Origin of the sequence: Vibrio sp. 779(2023) (assembly GCF_033344285.1) — a bacterium.
GTDB lineage: Bacteria > Pseudomonadota > Gammaproteobacteria > Enterobacterales > Vibrionaceae > Vibrio > Vibrio alginolyticus.
Map to the genome: position 1 here is coordinate 85,757 of NZ_JAWPOM010000015.1, position 15,780 is coordinate 101,536.

Sequence of the window (15,780 nt, forward strand, 5' to 3'; positions counted from 1 at the left end):
ACTTTAGCATTCTATACAGCAAGCAAACTGGCTAAAACCTGTACGGGGTGTCGAACTACCTCTCCTTCAAAACGCTTAACTTGACTGCGGCAGGAGTACCCCGTGGCTAACACACGCTCAGTGGGCAGGTTCTTTATATTCGGTTTCCAACTAAGCTGATATATAGCTTCAGACGTACTTTTCTTATCCACTTCATGTCCGAATGTCCCAGCCATGCCACAACATCCCGTAGGTATGACTTGCAGATTTAAGCCAAAGTGCTGAAAAATAGACTGCCAAGATTTCTCAGTCTCCGGTATTTTGGTCTTTTCTGTGCAATGCGCCATCAAATACCAAGGTTCTTCATCCGATACACGTACTGGCGGCCATTCATTAAGTGTATCCACCAACCACTCAAGAGCCGTATAAACTGTAAATTCGCCTCGCTTCTCTTTTAGAGCCTGATGGTACTCATCACGATAACAAAGCACTAAGGCTGCATCGATACCGATCATAGGAATTTCAAGCTCAGCAACTTGGTTGAGAAAATCCGATGTGTTTTGTGCATTTCTGGCGAATGCCTTAAGGAAACCTTTTACATGTTGAGCTTTCCCATTGGGTTTGAAAGGCAGAACAACAGGGTGTTTCCCTAACCGCTGCAATAACTGAATAAAGTCCGCAACCAACTCGGCTTCATAAAAGCTGGTAAATGGATCTTGAACAATCAAGACGTAATTTTGCTTCACTTCTGGGGAAAGCGATTCTAGATACACAAAGTCAAACGGGCTCACTCCAAGTGCCTGACATCGACTTTGCAACGTAGGGATCGATAGCACTGGCGAATCAATAAAACCGATGGATGTCTCTAATACTTGCGTAACAGGCCTACTAGATGCAATTTGATTAACCAGCTTGGGAGCTTTTGCCATAATCGGCAGCAGTTGCTCAATATTCGACACCAGATAGTCGCGCAGAGGTCTACGATAACGAGAGTGATAGAGGTGTAAAAAACGCGCTCTAAAATCAGGTACATCAACTTTCACAGGACACTGGCTCGCACACGCTTTGCACGCTAGACAACCGTTCATCACCTCATAAACTTCATGCGATAAATCATCAGGAGCGGGGCGAGATATCAACTTACTCAGCTTCTGAGCCAAAAGCTTAACCGATAACTTTTGATTGAGAAGTTGCTGTTCGTTAGCGAGCAAATCGAAGTCACTGTCATTAAGGCGACGCAGCCATTCACGCATTATCCCCGCCCTCCCTTTCGGAGAGTGGCGACGATCGGCTGTCACTTTAAATGATGGACACATTGGGCTATCAGCATCGTAATTAAAACACAGCCCATTGCCATTGCAAGACAGTACGGGCTTAAGCGACTCTCGGACTTCTACGGGGATCTGACGATCATAGTAGCCACGCTTGGTCGCTGTGACTTTTACCATTTCAGCGTCGCTATTCAGTGGTGTGCAAATCTTCCCCGGATTCATTTTATTGTCGGGGTCAAACGCCGCTTTAATACGCCTTAATTCAGTAAAGAGCTCATCACCAAAGAAGGCAGGTCCATATTCTGAGCGATATCCTTTACCGTGCTCTCCCCACATTAAGCCATTGTATTTTGCCACTAGCTCGACCACATCGTCAGACAGTTGATGCATTAACGCTTCTTGCTCAGGGTCACACATATCGAGCGCCGGACGCACGTGAAGAACGCCAGCATCCACATGCCCAAACATGCCATAATGCAGGTTATTGCTGTCTAGTAACGTACGAAATTCCGCGATAAAGTCCGCCAAGTTTTCGGGCGGCACACAGGTATCTTCCGCGAATGCAATCGGCTTTGCCTGACCTTTAGTCGCGCCAAGCAGCCCAACCGCTTTCTTGCGCATGCCATAAATGGCCTGGATGTCTTTGGGGTCGCGACAGACTTGATAGCCGATGATACCACTGCGTCGATGAACGATTTCTTTATCAAGAATTAAAAGTAAGCGTTCAACTTTATCTTCAATATCATCGCTTTGACTGCCTGCGAACTCGACAAAGTTAATCCCTTGCATCTGTTTGCCCTGCACGTCTGAGATCGCGTGTTTTACCGAGTGCCAGACAATGTCTTCTCTTGCAAGATTGAGTACCTTTGCATCAACTGTCTCAACCGATAGCGCCTCTGCTTCGACCATCAAGGGCGCATTTCGTAGCGCAGAGTCAAAACTATCGTATTTAACGTTCACTAATAGTCGCGTGGTAGGTATTCGCGTAAGATTGAGCTTGGCTTCAGTGATAAAAGCTAACGTACCTTCAGAGCCACATAATATTCTCGTGACGTCAAACTCTTCACTCTTGTCGTTGATGGCGTTTTTTAGGTCATAACCAGTAAGAAATCGATTCAGAGGAGGAAACTTATCCAGAATCTGTTGACGCTTGTCTCGACAAACTTCCTCCGTAATTTTTAACGCTCGCGATACTACATCACTATTTAACCATTTGTTTTGTTGAATTGCTTCGGTATCGAGAACCGAACCATCCGCCAATACGGCTTTGAGCGCCAACACATGATCCGAGGTTTTACCATATTGTAAAGAGCCTTGGCCTGATGCATCAGTATTAATCATCCCACCTAATGTTGCGCGGTTGCTGGTCGACAGATCTGGCGAGAAGAAATAACCATAAGGGCGAACGATGTCGTTGAGTTGATCTTTGACTATCCCAGCTTCCACTCTCACCCAACCTTCCTGCTCGTTGATCTCTAACACTCGATTCATATAGCGAGACAGATCAACCACGATCCCCGAGTTCAATGATTGTCCGTTGGTGCCCGTTCCGCCTCCTCTGGGCGAAAAGGTCAGGTGCTTAAATTCATCACGAGCACTGACCTTGCCAAGTATTACCACATCATGATGGTTGGCAGGAAAGACGACCGACAACGGAAGTTGCTGGTAGACGCTATTGTCAATCGCCATACTCAATCGAGTGGTATAGCGAGCATCAGTATCCCCCTTGAAACCAAGCTGTTTAAGGGTGTTAAAGAACTTGATAACCACAGGATTAGAGGAAACCTGTAGCGGAAGTGCAGGAAGCATAATTTGAATCAGTGCCTTACGGTTGTCTTTTTAGGTTCGTAACATAAATGCGGAGTTAAAAGCAGTAGAGGCGCTTGGGGTTATCGACCAGAATCTTGCCAAACAGTGTCATATCTTGCGTCCAGTGCCACAAGGAATCTAACAACTGGCCATCATTTGGCATCTCAGCAGCAAAACATGGGTGAGGCCAATCCGAACCCCAGACACATTGCTCTTCATTCGCTTCTAACAAAGCTTGAGCAAATGGAGAAACGTCATCATAAGGCGGCGATTGAGGCGACAAACGATACGGAGCCGACAGTTTTGTCCACACTTTCCCTTCGGCCTTAAGCTTCAATAAGGTTTGAAAACCAGGATGAGAAATCAGCTTGTTTGTTGGCATATGTCCAAGATGATCAATCACTACGGGCACGGGTAAAGCTCTTAATCGATGATATAAGTCATCAAACTGCGAAACATCAATTAAGCATTGAAGGTGCCAGTGTCGCTCTGCAAGGCGAGCCGCTAAACGCTCAACATCACGCCACTCAATACCACCTTTAAACAGCAAATTCATCCGTACACCACAAAATCCCGCTTCTTGTAGCTCATCAAGCGTTTGCTTAGACACATCCGCATCCACGACCGCGACGCCTTTGTAGTCGTAACCTTGCTGGCGTAAATACCGTAATGTATCAAGATGCAACTGGTTGTCATTGCCATACACACTCGGCTGAACCAGAACACCATGACGGATGCCTAATTGCTTGTGCAAATGCAGGTACGCGCCGACGCTGGCATCAGGTGGCGTGTAGGTTCGCGTTTCACAGTACGGATAACGTGAAGAAAAAACGTGGGCGTGACAATCAACCGCGCCTTCAGGAATCGCGATTGTTGGTTTATGTACAAATGGGTCCGCCGCTTCACAAAATGGAATTATGCTCATCGAAAATCATCCTGTCAGAAAGGTAGAGGTGCCATCAACGAAAGCACCTCTTGAAGACTTAACTGAAGTTCTCACTCAACCAGTTCGCGATCACGCCAGAGAACTGAATAAACTTAGGATCGTCGTCCAACATCCACTCGGTGTGACCACCTTCAGGCAGTAAGAATAGAGATTTCGGCCCAGGGTATTTCGCGTACAGCGACTTTGCTTCGGTCACTGGGTGAAGGTCGTTTTCTGCACCGTGCGCAATCAAGATTGGCGCGTCTGCAAATCGCTCGTCCAGTAGGGCTTCCGGTTTGAAATTGATGAGAGAATCCGCAAAATCCAGATCAGATGTCACGCCGTAGCCCGGCGCTTTGACCAGTTCAGTGAATACATATTCGCGGCTTACTGGATCAAGCGGGTAGATTTCAAATGGATCAATCCCCTGCTTTTCTCCACCAAGAGCAAGACGTGTACGCTCTTCTAACATAAATTGACGGAACGCTTTCCAGCCGTGCTCGCCACGTTGAGCAACCTGAACACGTACCGCATCATAAAAGCCGTTCATGGAGATAAGGCCATCAATCGCATCTTGGCAAACTCGGTAAGCATCAAGAATTAATCCCCCCGCCATGCCCCAGCCAGCCAGTACGACTTTGCGGCCTTCCTCGTCAGCGCGCTGTTTCACAACCGCAACCGCGTTCGCGATGTCGCGTACTTGTTCATCCAAAATAACTCGCTCACGAATGCCCTCAGATTCACCAAAGCCACGGTAGTCAAATCCGAATACCGTAAAGCCCTTCGCAGTTAAGGCTCTCGCGTAACGCTCTGGGTGAATATTTTTTTGCCCAGTAAAGCCTGAGCAGACAATAACGATCGGTAAGTCTGGGTTGTTAACGTTCTCGTCAGTAAAGAAAGCGCCATCAAGGCGTAGACCATCACTAATTACTGGGGCTTTTTGTTCAATCATAATTATCTCGTCCAAATGAATGTGTATGCTCGACAAAGAACTCCTTGTCTTAAGTCACATCATGTTCGAATTTTGATAGCAATAATTTAACAATTGCGACATTCTTATCCAGAAATACGACATAGATGAACTGCCCACTTGGTGACCACAGAGAATGAAAACGACACACACGTATCGCATTGGTTTTTTCCTTATTCCTGATTTTTCGATGCTCTCTTTTTCGGCAGTTATCGAACCTCTTCGAATGGCCAACCGCCTCGCTGGTTGCGATTTGTATCAGTGGGATATTTATGGATTCGAAGATAAAGAAGTGTCGGCCAGTAATGGCGTTTCATTCTCGCCAACACAGTCAGTCAACAACATTGCTCATTTAGACTTGCTTCTAGTTGTGGCAGGTATTGGCGCCCATGTTGCTGCTGCGAGTGGCTCGGTGAATCAGTGGTTAAAGCAAGCGCTTCGTCAAGGCATCGCCGTGGGCTCGACTTCGACAGGCAGCGTATTGTTAGCAAAAGCTGGCCTGTTAAAAAACAAAACGTGTACCGTGCATTGGGAGTCCGCCAACAGTCTGGCTGAGGAGTTTCCAAACATTAACGTGACCAGTGAGTTGTACGAATTCGACCCACGCACACCAACTTGTTCGGGCGGCTTAGCCGGTTTGGATATGATGCTTCATTTAATTACAAACCAACATGGGAGTGACTTGGCGAATCAAGTGGCTGAGCAATGCATTCACCCTGCGATTCGACCCGCGCATGATAAACAGAGGATGTCGTTAATCCGTAAGCACAACATCCGCCACCCGCGCCTGCTCGACGCGGTAGAAATCATGGAAGCCAACATGGAAGAGCCACTAAAGTGCTATGAAATTGGCGAGCAAGTAGGGTTATCGGTCAGGCAGATGGAAAGGTTATTTTTGCAATACTTGCAAGACAAACCAGGCAATTACTACCTTCAATTGCGCTTAGAACGCGCTCAACATTTGTTGTTGCAAACCATGCTGTCCATCACTCAAATCAGCACCGCTTGTGGGTTCAGTTCTACATCGTATTTTGCGCGCTGCTACAAAAAACGCTATGAAAAAACGCCGCGTGAAGAGCGACGTTTAGCTTAAGATTGAGTAAGAGAAAGGAGTTCGATCTCTTCGATCTCATCGTGATGTGTCAGACGGCTTATCGGACAACGTGCCTTGGTAAAGCAATGATAGCCAAGCAAGTACCTGCTCTTTACTGGCTTTATCAAGTTGCAAACAGCCCTCTTCTATCGCTGACACGCGCGAAGCGGGCAGTTCTTTCTCTGCCAAAGTACGAAACTTACCTCGCATCTCGCCTCGACTGAGCGGATTTTCAGGATTACCTCGCGCAATACAGGGAGGCGAAGTCAGTTTGTCGCCATTTTTCAACGTCACCACGACATGCGCCCAACGTTCGGCTGGAAACTTATCATTGTATGCAGGCTCTTCAATTAACTTCATCCGTTCCGTAAGTGCCAAGCGAGCAGGATCTTTCAGTCCTTTGGTGACGGCTTCTACCGTGACCGTATTATCTATAACCGCACTCGCGACTGAAAATGGCAAACTGTACTGAGCCTGCTCGGTTGTCTCTGGGCGCTTGGTATGCAGGCACACCGCCTGATGAAAGCTATGAACTTCGATAAGTTCAATCTCATCAGGTTCTAGTTTATTTTCTTGTTGCAGCGCTCTCACTGCTTCAACCGCGGGTTGAGCCCAACGACAAACCGGATACGGTTTAAAGTATTGCTCTAGGATATACCAACGCTGCCCTAAATCTGCCCACAAAGCGTGAGTTTGTTGGTCCAGCAGAGTCACGGCTGGCGCGCCAGTAAATCCCTCTTCTGCCAGCTCTGCACTGGCAAAGCCCGCCATCGCTCCCCAGCCAGAGCCGTCTTTGAGCATGGTTGGATGTTCAATACAACGCATCATTTGGCTGCGTGGGCCATAAAACTCAGCAATGCCGAGCGCGTGCTCTGTTTGTAAATCCGTTAAACCTTTTCTTCTTGCGGACACCGCTGCAACACCCAACGCATTCCAAGCACCAGAAGTATGATAATCACAAGCGGTTTGATGCAGCGCGATTCCGGCGCGAGTTGCTATTTCGTAGCCAATGACGAGGGACGTTAATAACTCTTCTCCCGTAACTGCTGAATCATGCATACTGGCGAGCAGCCCCGGCAAAACAGCAACGCCTACATGGCCTTTCGTCAGGACTTGGCCGTCGTGCGCGTCCATACTGTCAATCAACATGCCGCCATATAGAGTCGCCCCACAACCACTGGCCGTGTGATCAGAAAACAGCATCGGCGTATCACCGGCAAACTGCTTCTGTGCGAGTTTAGCTACCATATTTTGCAGTTGCGTCGCTTTACCTGCTGCGGCGACACCCAACAGATCCAAGACGCAATATTTCGCTTGTTCAATAACGTCAGCAGGAAGCTGTTCAAAGGTTAATTCGTGAATAAATCGATGAATAGATTGCATCATCTACTGCTCCAGTTTTAGCGTTTTGCCTTCGACAATAGCGTTGTGATTAATGGTGTATTGCTGTCTCGCACGGTAGGCAGCTCGAACCTGGCTTTATCAATATCGTCCAATGACAAAGTCGCAGTTATCAAGGTTTCACCGTCTTCTGCCTGCGCCAATAGCTCACCCGTTGCAGACAAAATACAGCTTCCCCCCCAAAACCACGCTTCGCCCTCTGGCCCGTAACGATTGGCCATCAAAACTGGGGTTCCGTAGAGCACCGCATAGAATTTAACGTTAACTAACCAGTTGTCTTCATTGGAAAAGTCTTTACTGACAATACTGCTGGCCGAGTTGATCGGCGCGAGCAAGATTTCAGGCTTATCGAGTAGCGCGCAATGAACCAAAGGTGGGTTCCATAAATCGGCACAAATTAAAACCGAGCCTCGCCAATTTTCATCAAGACAAACGCTGGTGGTGGCATCTCCCGAATGAAACCACTTGCCCTCTTCAAGCCCACCATAGGTTGGTAAATTGATTTTACGATGCACAGTAACCACCGTACCACCGAGCAACCAAGCCATCGCGTTGTAGTACTCTCCCGGAGCAGCCTGTTCAACAAAGCCGACAATAACATTCATGTGCGGTGCAACTTGCGCAAGCTCTTTAAGCCGAGCATCATCACGCTTCATGGCAACTTCACGCACTGAGGATTGGAGCTGGTATCCGGTCAAGGAGAGTTCAGGAAACAGCAATAGCTGCGACCCTAAGGCCGCAGCTTGCTTTATGTAATCCTGATGAATATTCAGATTGGCATTCACATCGCCTAACTGGGCGTTGATTTGGGCCACACTGACTTGCAGGATAGTCATGGTACTACCCCAAGTTATGCTCAGATAGGAACTGGCTTGCGACTTCTGAGATCGAACGTCGCTCCACATCAACTTGTTGATTCAAAGTCGACATCGTATCGCCATCGATCGCCGCAGAAAGGGCGTTCAATTGCTCGGCAAGCTCTGGGTTCATATCTAACGTTTCTTGGCGAACAACAGGAGTGATCGCGTAATCAGGGAAAAACTGTTTGTCATCCGTTAAAACGGTAAAACCGAATGCTTTGATACGACCATCTGTTGCAAATACAAGCGCAGCATCGACTTCTTTCCCTTTCAGAGCATCATAAGTTAACCCAGTATCCATGCGTTTCACTTGGTCACGTGAAGCTTTGAATTTGTAGGTTTTCTGTAAAGGTCGGAAGCCATCTTTTCGTGCATAGAATTCCGCATTCAAAGCAATGGTCATTGGCGGGTCTTGGCGCATTTGCTCGGCGAAGTCGGATAAGGTAGAGATGCCACGTTGTTTCGCATCGTCACTGCGCATAGCGAGCGCGTAGGTGTTATTCGCTTTTGAAGGGTTAAGCCAAACTAGGCCTTTCTTCGCATCGAGTTCCTTAACGCGTTGATACACTTGCTCTGCTGGGAGCTTGTCTTTGACTTTGTTGTAAATGATCAGTGATGTGCCCGTGTATTCCCAATAAAGATCAATCTGGCCGTTTTCTTGCGCTTTACGCAAAACCGCACTGCCCATGCCCGAACGTTTATCAACGTCGTAGCCTTTTTTGGTTAAATATTGAGACGTGATCTCCGTTAAAAGCTGTTGTTCTGTAAAGTTTTTGCCACCTACGACGATTTCCGCAGATGCGTGAAAACTTGAAAGCAGTACACCAACGGCCAGCAAGCGGCGAGTAATTTGCTTTAACATGTTTGACTCCTGTCTGTGTTCAATTTTTAGGATTGTTATTGTCTAGCTCTAATAGGGTTACAGCCTTTAGGTACAGTGACATAGGAAACGGCTCCTACCACACTGTCGATAGCGATAGCCAACATCGCTGTAGGAATAGCGCCTGCCAGCATCATGATGGGTTCATCCAGATCAATACCGGTAAAAATGAGCTCCCCTAACCCACCGCCACCAATTAAGAAGGCCAGTGGCACGGTGCCCACGTTGACAGCTAACGCCGTGCGGATACCGGCAAAAGTGACGAACAGCGCATTAGGAATTTCAACCTGAAATAACATTTGTAACTCGGTCATACCAATGCCTGACGCCGCTTCTTTTAAATGAGCGGGCACTTCTTTCAGCCCGATGTAGGTGTTTCTGACAATCGGCAACAACGAGGCAATCGTCAGCCCAAATACCGCAGGCACGGTGCCAATGCCAAGAAAGCTCATTGCCAGCGCAAGAATAGCTAAAGTAGGAATCGTGGTCCCCACATTCAAAACCTGCATCGCCGATTCTGCGACTTTCTGAAAACGAGGACGGCTGAGCAATACGCCGACGGGAATAGCGATTAGGATCGCCAATCCACCAGACAGCAGCACCAGTTCAATGTGCTGAACCGTCAAATAAACAATGTCTTCTTGGTAGTAGAGGAAATCATCGATCGTACCCGCGCCTTGTAAATAAATACCCAACGCAAAGACACACGCCAATAAAACGAAATAGTAGGTTTGTTTTAGCTGATTGGTCACGATGCCTCCTTAGCCTGATGCAATGGCTGTGGCTCACTAAGAGAGGTATCGCGCTGATAAGTTGCGCCTAGATAATGAGTAATGCCGCGCTGTGTGACTTCGCCCACTAAGCGGCCATTCTCGTCAACACACGGCATCCAAACAATGTCGTGCGTGAACATCTTCGACGCGACTTTACGCAGATCATCCGTGGTTCGGGCGATTGTTTTCAGGCCGACATAATGTTCACCGCAGTACCCCTTCATATTAATTGCTGTAGCTTTTGGCACATAACCGATAGGCTGGTGTTGGCCATTTACTAATATCACGGCGTCGCGATACCCATACGCGTCAATTTTGGTTAAAGCGTCGGCAAGCGTCTCGTTAGGTTTCACGTGCGCAAAGGTGGTCTGCATGACGGACTCAGCCGTCACTAAGCGTAGACGTTTAAGTGCGCGATCATCTCCGACAAAGTTTTTCACGAAATCATCTTTCGGGTGTGCGAGCAAATCGTCAGGCGTATCGTACTGAACCAGATGACCATCGCGGAAAATCGCAATTCTATCGGCCATTTTGACCGCTTCATCAATGTCATGACTGACAAACATGATGGTCTTGTTGAGCTCTTGCTGCATTTTAAGGAACTCATCCTGGATTACTTCACGGTTGATCGGGTCAATCGCACCAAAAGGTTCATCCATCAGCATGACGGGAGGATCCGCAGCTAGCGCTCGAGCAACTCCAATTCGTTGCTGCTGTCCGCCAGACAACTCATTTGGATAACGATTAAGAAAGACACTAGGATCAAGAGCAACCATCTCCAATAGCTCTTTTGCACGCGTCATGTATCTTGCCTTATCCCACCCTAATAACTTGGGAACCACCGCGATGTTTTCGCCGATCGTCATGTTGGGAAATAAGCCAATTTGCTGAATAACATAGCCGATGTTGCGGCGCAGAGTGACTGTATCCATCCCAGAAGTATCTTCACCGCCAAGATAGATCTTGCCCGATGTCGCGGGAATAATTCGGTTGACCATTTTCAGCGTGGTGGTTTTGCCACAACCGGATGGGCCAAGTAACACACATATTTCACCACTGGGAACTTCCATCTCAATGTGATCTGCGGCAGTCACCGGGCCATTAGGCGTTTCAAAAATTTTGGTTAGCTTGTCAATTTTGATCATTTGAATGTCCCTATTATTTGTCCTTTATCGAGCAGCGGTTAGGCCCGGTGGCGTTAATCTTTTTTGTAGTCGAATCAATCCGTAATCCGCGATGATAGCCAGAAGGCTGACGGCGATGGCACCAACGATCAGTTGTCGAGGATCACTTTGCGAGATGCCACGGCTGATAAACACGCCCAGCCCACCGGCTCCGATATACGCGGCGATCGCCATAACGCCAATATTCATTACTACTGCCGTCCTCACACCCGCCATAATCACCGGAATCGCCAATGGAATTTCCACCATTTTCAAACGTTGAAAAGGCGTCATCCCGATACCGCGAGCAGCCTCTCTGAGTGACGGTTCTACGTTGTGAATTGCGGTATAAGTGTTGCGAATAATAGGCAGCTGAGAATAAAGCAGTACGGTAATCACGGCGGGCACGTAGCCAATCCCATGACCAATGGTCGATAAGAGAGGAATCATCAAACCAAACAATGCGATTGAAGGAATGGTGATAATGATGGACGCTACGTAAAGCACCACTTTCGCAGCGCGCTCATTTTGTGTGATAAGAATGCCGATAGGTACGCCAGTTAAGATGGCAAGCCCAACAGCCAGAGCAACCAAAGAGATGTGCTCCATGGTAAGCGTACCTAGCAGCGCTAAGTTATCTATGGTGAAATTTAGTAAGTCCAAGTAGGTCTCCCCCAACTGTGATTCGCAACCAAGTTAACAGGAGATTAAATTACGCTACTTTTTATTAACAGTGTTGTAAAATAGCGACACGTAAAGATAGAAATACGAAATATTAAGAAAGGAATGAACTGGCTTTCTCATCACCAAAAACACGCTTGATTGGCGATGAGTAGCACTAGTAAACAATTTGATTATATAGGAACTTAAAAGCCTGTGCTGGCATGAAGAACTGACTACAACGAGCGGTTAAATTGCTCCACGGCCTCTACAACACGGCTAGCGCCATCTTGTATTTCATTCATCACATTGCCTGCTTTTTCAGAGAGCTCTAGCGTATCTAGTGCTTCTTTTTGGCATTTAGCGATCAGCTTAACTGCGTTATCTGTTCGCTGTAGGTTTTCACTGACCATTGTGACAATTTCATCGGTGGTTGCATTGGTTCTTGTAGCAAGCTGTCTGACTTCATCGGCAACAACGGCAAAACCTCTACCATGCTCACCCGCACGAGCCGCTTCTATCGCCGCATTTAACGCCAATAAGTTAGTTTGGTCAGCGATACCACTGATGCTATTTACCAACTCGCTAATACGCGATGAGTGCGCTTTAAGCTCGTCAATCGCGGTGTTCGCTTGCTGCATTTGCTCGGAAAGTATCTGCATCTTTTCTAACGTTGAGCCTATAACCTCTTGCCCTTGCAGGGTTTGTGTTCCAGTTTCTTGGGAGATTTCATTCGCCAATTGCGCAGCCTGGGCCATTTTCTGTTCCTGCATCACCTGCAGGGTAATATCTGTCGCGAACTTAACGACCTTGTAGAGCTCTCCTCTGTCGTTATGGATAGGGTTATATGAAGCCTCTAACCACACCTCTTCACCATAACGGTTAACTCGTTTGAATCGCTCTGATGAAAATTGCCCTTTTGCTAAACGTTGCCAAAACTCACGGTAAGCTTGAGAGCTCGACTCTTCCTGATCACAAAACATGCGATGATGCTTCCCTAGAATCTGATCAAGCGTATAACCCATTGTGTTTAAGAAATTATCGTTGGCTTTTAAAACATGGCCATCTAATGTGAACTCAATCACCGCCATAGAACGACTTAATGCATTTAGCATGTCCTCTTGCTCACGGGATGATTTGATCGTTCGCGTAAGTTCAGAAGCAAAAACAAAAAAGCTTTCTACTTCTCTGCGCTCATTTAAAACAGGCTGGATAATCGTTCTTAACCAGGCTTCCTCACCATTACCTTTCTGTACTTGCAATGCCCCATTCCAGAACACTTTATCTTGGACGGCTTTCTTCATTCGATGGAAGTGGTCTGTATTGCGCGAATTTGACGGTACCAATTCAGTAATTGATTTCGTTAAGATCTCATCATCATGTAAGAAAAGTTCTTGCTGTAGTTTAGTATTTGCAGAAGTAATGATACCTTTACTATCCAATGTTAAGCGGATCATCTCTTCATCTAAACTGGTTTGGATTTGCTGCAGGATTTGCAACTCCTGCTTTAATCGTTGATTTTCTTGTTGAAGCGACTTATTAAAAAACATGACTTTCTCTCATTTGACCGACCTTCGGATTAGTCAAAGGTTTATTATTTGTATACCGAATAAACTGCAAGCGGCAAAATCGTTTGGTTGCATATTCAAACGCGATTTCTATTTCTTATCAAAGGACCCCGCAGGGAATACGGCGATTTTTTCTCCAGTGTAACCTAAGCGCAGTATACTGAAATTTCTTCAGCACCCAAGTTGTTTATATATTTATCAATATTAAAGCTCTTTATCGCCAATTTGAGGTTTGTATTTGTGGATATACTTATATGGAGAAGTGGTGTGTTCAGATCAATAAGCCTTTTCATTTAAAAAAAGGGCCTTGACTTAGTTCCAATAATTTTCGCCGTTTTACCGCTTTTCCACCCGACTTTTGAGCGATTACCCACTCCTTATTCGCTTGTATTTCTATTAACAACGCACGGAGGAACCAGCAACAAGCGCATCGATTTGCCCAGTATCAATACGTTGTGGTATCCGCTCATTCAGTTTGCCGTGAAGGTGATGAATCACCACCTCACCAGTCGACTCTTCACGATCAGAAATGAGGTAATGAGGTAATGAGGTAATAACGCATGACACCAGAGATTACATTATGTGTCCAACATTGTGCCCACTCCTAAGTTTCATAACTTCCTTCCCTCGGACGCTTCTATCTCTCACCACAGCAACTATGCTTTAAACGACATGTATTCAATTGTCTAGCTTCAACATATGAAGGTTAAGTGAACATAAACAAGCGAAGGAAACAGGGCCATGGAAGTCGATAAAAATGATAAGTTAACAAAAAAATTACAGATAGTGATTCATTGGTCTGTAAGAGTATTGTCGATAGTTATGTTGTTTGTAATCGTCATGGGTGTGATAGATGTTGCATGGACGATATATCAAAAACTTATCACGCCACCTAAACTCATTCTGACGATTTCAGATATGCTAGCCACTTTTGGTGCTTTTATGGCCGTTTTAATTGCTATTGAAATTTTCATCAATATAACTATTTACCTGAGAGAAAATGTTATTCATGTAAAAATCGTCATGGCCACCGCGCTGATGGCAATCTCCCGAAAGGTCATTATTATAGACTTTGAAACCTTGTCTCCAATGTACCTGATTGGAATTGCGGCTGTAGTTCTTAGTATGAGTCTTGGTTACTGGCTGATCCATAAACTGCCCAATAAGAGCCATACTGAATAAACTTCTCAGCCTCCCGAATTTTCAGATACTCTCAAGGCATGAAAAAGTCTTGTCTTGGCACGTTGGAAGCTAATAAATTCCTCCATGCTAGGCTCTATATACTGCGAGACTACAAGATTATAGAGTAGTGCCTAGGCGGAGAAATTATCGATATTATTTTCTAGCAGCTAATCTTTGAGTATTGGCACAGCTCAATGGGGCAAGTGTTGCTCCAGTTCCCCATCTGATTTATACCCTCAACATCTATGTATTTTAATTTCAACTTTTCCGTGATCCTCTTAAACAAGGTCGTCACGAATAGCCTGAAGGATTACATCCGGCTAAAAGTAACCGCCAGAAAAGTGATTGTCAGGTGGTCGGTCATCTCGCCGTAAAATTAGCTCTTAACGCATACCTTCAGCTCAGTTTGCGAAAAAGCCTTAAAGGTCAAAGTAACTTTCAATCCCATTCAGAGTGTTGGTCGTGGCCACAGCGGCTAATATCAACCCCATGATCCGACTTACAGCACTAGCTCCTGTATTCCCAATAATCCTGTGTATGCCGCTGGCCATTAATAGCAAGATATAAACAACCAATAGTACCAGCAGCATCATAGCCACTGTCTGGACTTGCTCCCAAATATTAAACCGCACGTTCTCTGTGAGTAAAACGGCGGCTAATATTGCGCCAGGGCTAGCAATTGATGGAATGGCTAGAGGAAAAACTGCTGTATCATGATGACTATTGAGCGTTCTGATTTCTTCTGCTGGTTTACTCTCACCAAATATCATAGTCAAAGCAAACAAGAACAATACGATACCGCCCGAGATTTGAAACGCAGACAAGGGAATACGCATTGCTGTAAGTATGATTTCACCAGCAACAACAAAAAACAGTAGGATAGCAGCGGAGAATAGAGTCGCAAAAAGAGCGACCTTACGCTTTGCCACTTCTTCATAGCTTTTTGTGGCTGCGATAAAAACGGGCACAGTACCTATGGGATCGATGACAGCAAAGAAAAAGATAAAAGTTGCCACAAAGTCAATCATGCTACTTTCTCCAGTACCAATTTAGCTTTAAGGATAGAAGATCAGCTTGAAGTAGCAGAGAAAATGTTTGACGCTAACATAGCGAGAGCTCATTCAGAAAAGTAAATTACCACCTTCTAAAGAAGGTGGCTTTGTGTGAGCCCCCCTAAAAGGGGGCCTTTGTTTAGTCCAGCGCCAATTGCTGCTGCTCTACTCGCTCTTGCTTCTCTTGATGTCTT

The 15,780-nt window shown here is 46.2% G+C and carries 14 protein-coding genes and 1 pseudogene; 2 read left to right on the top strand and 13 right to left on the bottom strand.

The genetic code is table 11. From position 1 onward, the window contains the following. Positions 1-11: 11 nt before the first annotated feature. The 3 genes from R8O70_RS17840 to R8O70_RS17850 are packed head-to-tail and all read right to left on the bottom strand — an operon-like array spanning position 12 to position 4,936. Positions 12-3,059 (bottom strand): FAD-binding and (Fe-S)-binding domain-containing protein, encoded by a 3,048-nt coding sequence (locus tag R8O70_RS17840; RefSeq protein ID WP_318184291.1) that lies wholly within the window; start codon positions 3,057-3,059, stop codon positions 12-14. A gap of 55 nt (positions 3,060-3,114) precedes the next feature. Next, entirely contained in the window at positions 3,115-3,984 is an 870-nt protein-coding gene (locus R8O70_RS17845) for an amidohydrolase family protein (protein ID WP_206952814.1), read from the bottom strand. Positions 3,985-4,042: 58 nt separating this feature from the next. Further along, positions 4,043-4,936: an alpha/beta hydrolase gene (locus tag R8O70_RS17850; protein WP_005375755.1), complete on the bottom strand. Its 894-nt coding sequence runs from the start codon at positions 4,934-4,936 to the stop codon at positions 4,043-4,045. A gap of 154 nt (positions 4,937-5,090) precedes the next feature. Here R8O70_RS17850 and R8O70_RS17855 point away from each other — a divergent pair, with 154 nt between their 5' ends. Further along, on the top strand, positions 5,091-6,047 hold the full coding sequence (locus R8O70_RS17855) for a GlxA family transcriptional regulator (RefSeq protein WP_005375751.1): 957 nt from the start codon (positions 5,091-5,093) through the stop codon (positions 6,045-6,047). 36 nt (positions 6,048-6,083) lie between these two features. On the opposite strand, the gene R8O70_RS17860 is transcribed toward R8O70_RS17855, so the two are convergent. The 9 genes and pseudogenes from R8O70_RS17860 to R8O70_RS17895 all read right to left on the bottom strand — a co-directional run bounded on the left by R8O70_RS17860 (position 6,084) and on the right by R8O70_RS17895 (position 13,919). Further along, on the bottom strand, positions 6,084-7,433 hold the full coding sequence (locus tag R8O70_RS17860) for an MmgE/PrpD family protein (protein WP_206952811.1): 1,350 nt from the start codon (positions 7,431-7,433) through the stop codon (positions 6,084-6,086). Positions 7,434-7,447: 14 nt separating this feature from the next. Beyond that, positions 7,448-8,284, bottom strand: coding sequence for a nitrilase-related carbon-nitrogen hydrolase (locus R8O70_RS17865; protein ID WP_206952809.1), 837 nt, complete (start codon positions 8,282-8,284; stop codon positions 7,448-7,450). A 4-nt stretch (positions 8,285-8,288) separates the two neighbouring features. After that, positions 8,289-9,170, bottom strand: coding sequence for a glycine betaine ABC transporter substrate-binding protein (locus R8O70_RS17870; protein WP_193837744.1), 882 nt, complete (start codon positions 9,168-9,170; stop codon positions 8,289-8,291). A gap of 35 nt (positions 9,171-9,205) precedes the next feature. Then, positions 9,206-9,940 (bottom strand): ABC transporter permease, encoded by a 735-nt coding sequence (locus tag R8O70_RS17875; RefSeq protein WP_005375743.1) that lies wholly within the window; start codon positions 9,938-9,940, stop codon positions 9,206-9,208. Further along, positions 9,937-11,106, bottom strand: a complete 1,170-nt coding sequence (locus R8O70_RS17880; RefSeq protein WP_005389193.1) for an ABC transporter ATP-binding protein — start codon at positions 11,104-11,106, stop codon at positions 9,937-9,939. The genes R8O70_RS17875 and R8O70_RS17880 overlap by 4 nt, the downstream gene beginning before the upstream one ends. Positions 11,107-11,130: 24 nt before the next feature. Beyond that, positions 11,131-11,733: an ABC transporter permease gene (locus R8O70_RS17885; protein WP_017635730.1), complete on the bottom strand. Its 603-nt coding sequence runs from the start codon at positions 11,731-11,733 to the stop codon at positions 11,131-11,133. Between the two features lie 287 nt (positions 11,734-12,020). Then, positions 12,021-12,557, bottom strand: coding sequence for a methyl-accepting chemotaxis protein (locus R8O70_RS26500; RefSeq protein ID WP_372036153.1), 537 nt, complete (start codon positions 12,555-12,557; stop codon positions 12,021-12,023). Continuing rightward, a pseudogene (locus tag R8O70_RS26505) lies at positions 12,555-13,334 on the bottom strand (PAS domain-containing protein); the annotation flags it as partial. The gene R8O70_RS26500 and the pseudogene R8O70_RS26505, both read right to left, overlap by 3 nt. Positions 13,335-13,748: 414 nt before the next feature. Beyond that, a complete protein-coding gene (locus R8O70_RS17895; RefSeq protein ID WP_258624136.1) occupies positions 13,749-13,919 on the bottom strand; it encodes a hypothetical protein in 171 nt (56 codons plus the stop codon). Between the two features lie 174 nt (positions 13,920-14,093). Here R8O70_RS17895 and R8O70_RS17900 point away from each other — a divergent pair, with 174 nt between their 5' ends. Then, the gene (locus tag R8O70_RS17900) at positions 14,094-14,534 is read left to right on the top strand and encodes a phosphate-starvation-inducible PsiE family protein (RefSeq protein WP_005375731.1); all 441 of its coding nucleotides are present in this window, start codon (positions 14,094-14,096) and stop codon (positions 14,532-14,534) included. 419 nt (positions 14,535-14,953) lie between these two features. On the opposite strand, the gene R8O70_RS17905 is transcribed toward R8O70_RS17900, so the two are convergent. Next, positions 14,954-15,562: a MarC family protein gene (locus tag R8O70_RS17905; protein ID WP_017635732.1), complete on the bottom strand. Its 609-nt coding sequence runs from the start codon at positions 15,560-15,562 to the stop codon at positions 14,954-14,956. Positions 15,563-15,780 lie beyond the last annotated feature (218 nt).

Bases quoted from the DNA above. Each gene is read 5' to 3' on its own strand.
- R8O70_RS17840 (WP_318184291.1), bottom strand. From the start codon at position 3,059: ATGCTTCCTGCACTTCCGCTACAGGTTTCCTCTAATCCTGTGGTTATC.
- R8O70_RS17845 (WP_206952814.1), bottom strand. From the start codon at position 3,984: ATGAGCATAATTCCATTTTGTGAAGCGGCGGACCCATTTGTACATAAA.
- R8O70_RS17850 (WP_005375755.1), bottom strand. From the start codon at position 4,936: ATGATTGAACAAAAAGCCCCAGTAATTAGTGATGGTCTACGCCTTGAT.
- R8O70_RS17855 (WP_005375751.1), top strand. From the start codon at position 5,091: ATGAAAACGACACACACGTATCGCATTGGTTTTTTCCTTATTCCTGAT.
- R8O70_RS17860 (WP_206952811.1), bottom strand. From the start codon at position 7,433: ATGATGCAATCTATTCATCGATTTATTCACGAATTAACCTTTGAACAG.
- R8O70_RS17865 (WP_206952809.1), bottom strand. From the start codon at position 8,284: ATGACTATCCTGCAAGTCAGTGTGGCCCAAATCAACGCCCAGTTAGGC.
- R8O70_RS17870 (WP_193837744.1), bottom strand. From the start codon at position 9,170: ATGTTAAAGCAAATTACTCGCCGCTTGCTGGCCGTTGGTGTACTGCTT.
- R8O70_RS17880 (WP_005389193.1), bottom strand. From the start codon at position 11,106: ATGATCAAAATTGACAAGCTAACCAAAATTTTTGAAACGCCTAATGGC.
- R8O70_RS17885 (WP_017635730.1), bottom strand. From the start codon at position 11,733: ATGGAGCACATCTCTTTGGTTGCTCTGGCTGTTGGGCTTGCCATCTTA.
- R8O70_RS26500 (WP_372036153.1), bottom strand. From the start codon at position 12,557: ATGCAGGAACAGAAAATGGCCCAGGCTGCGCAATTGGCGAATGAAATC.
- R8O70_RS17900 (WP_005375731.1), top strand. From the start codon at position 14,094: ATGGAAGTCGATAAAAATGATAAGTTAACAAAAAAATTACAGATAGTG.
- R8O70_RS17905 (WP_017635732.1), bottom strand. From the start codon at position 15,562: ATGATTGACTTTGTGGCAACTTTTATCTTTTTCTTTGCTGTCATCGAT.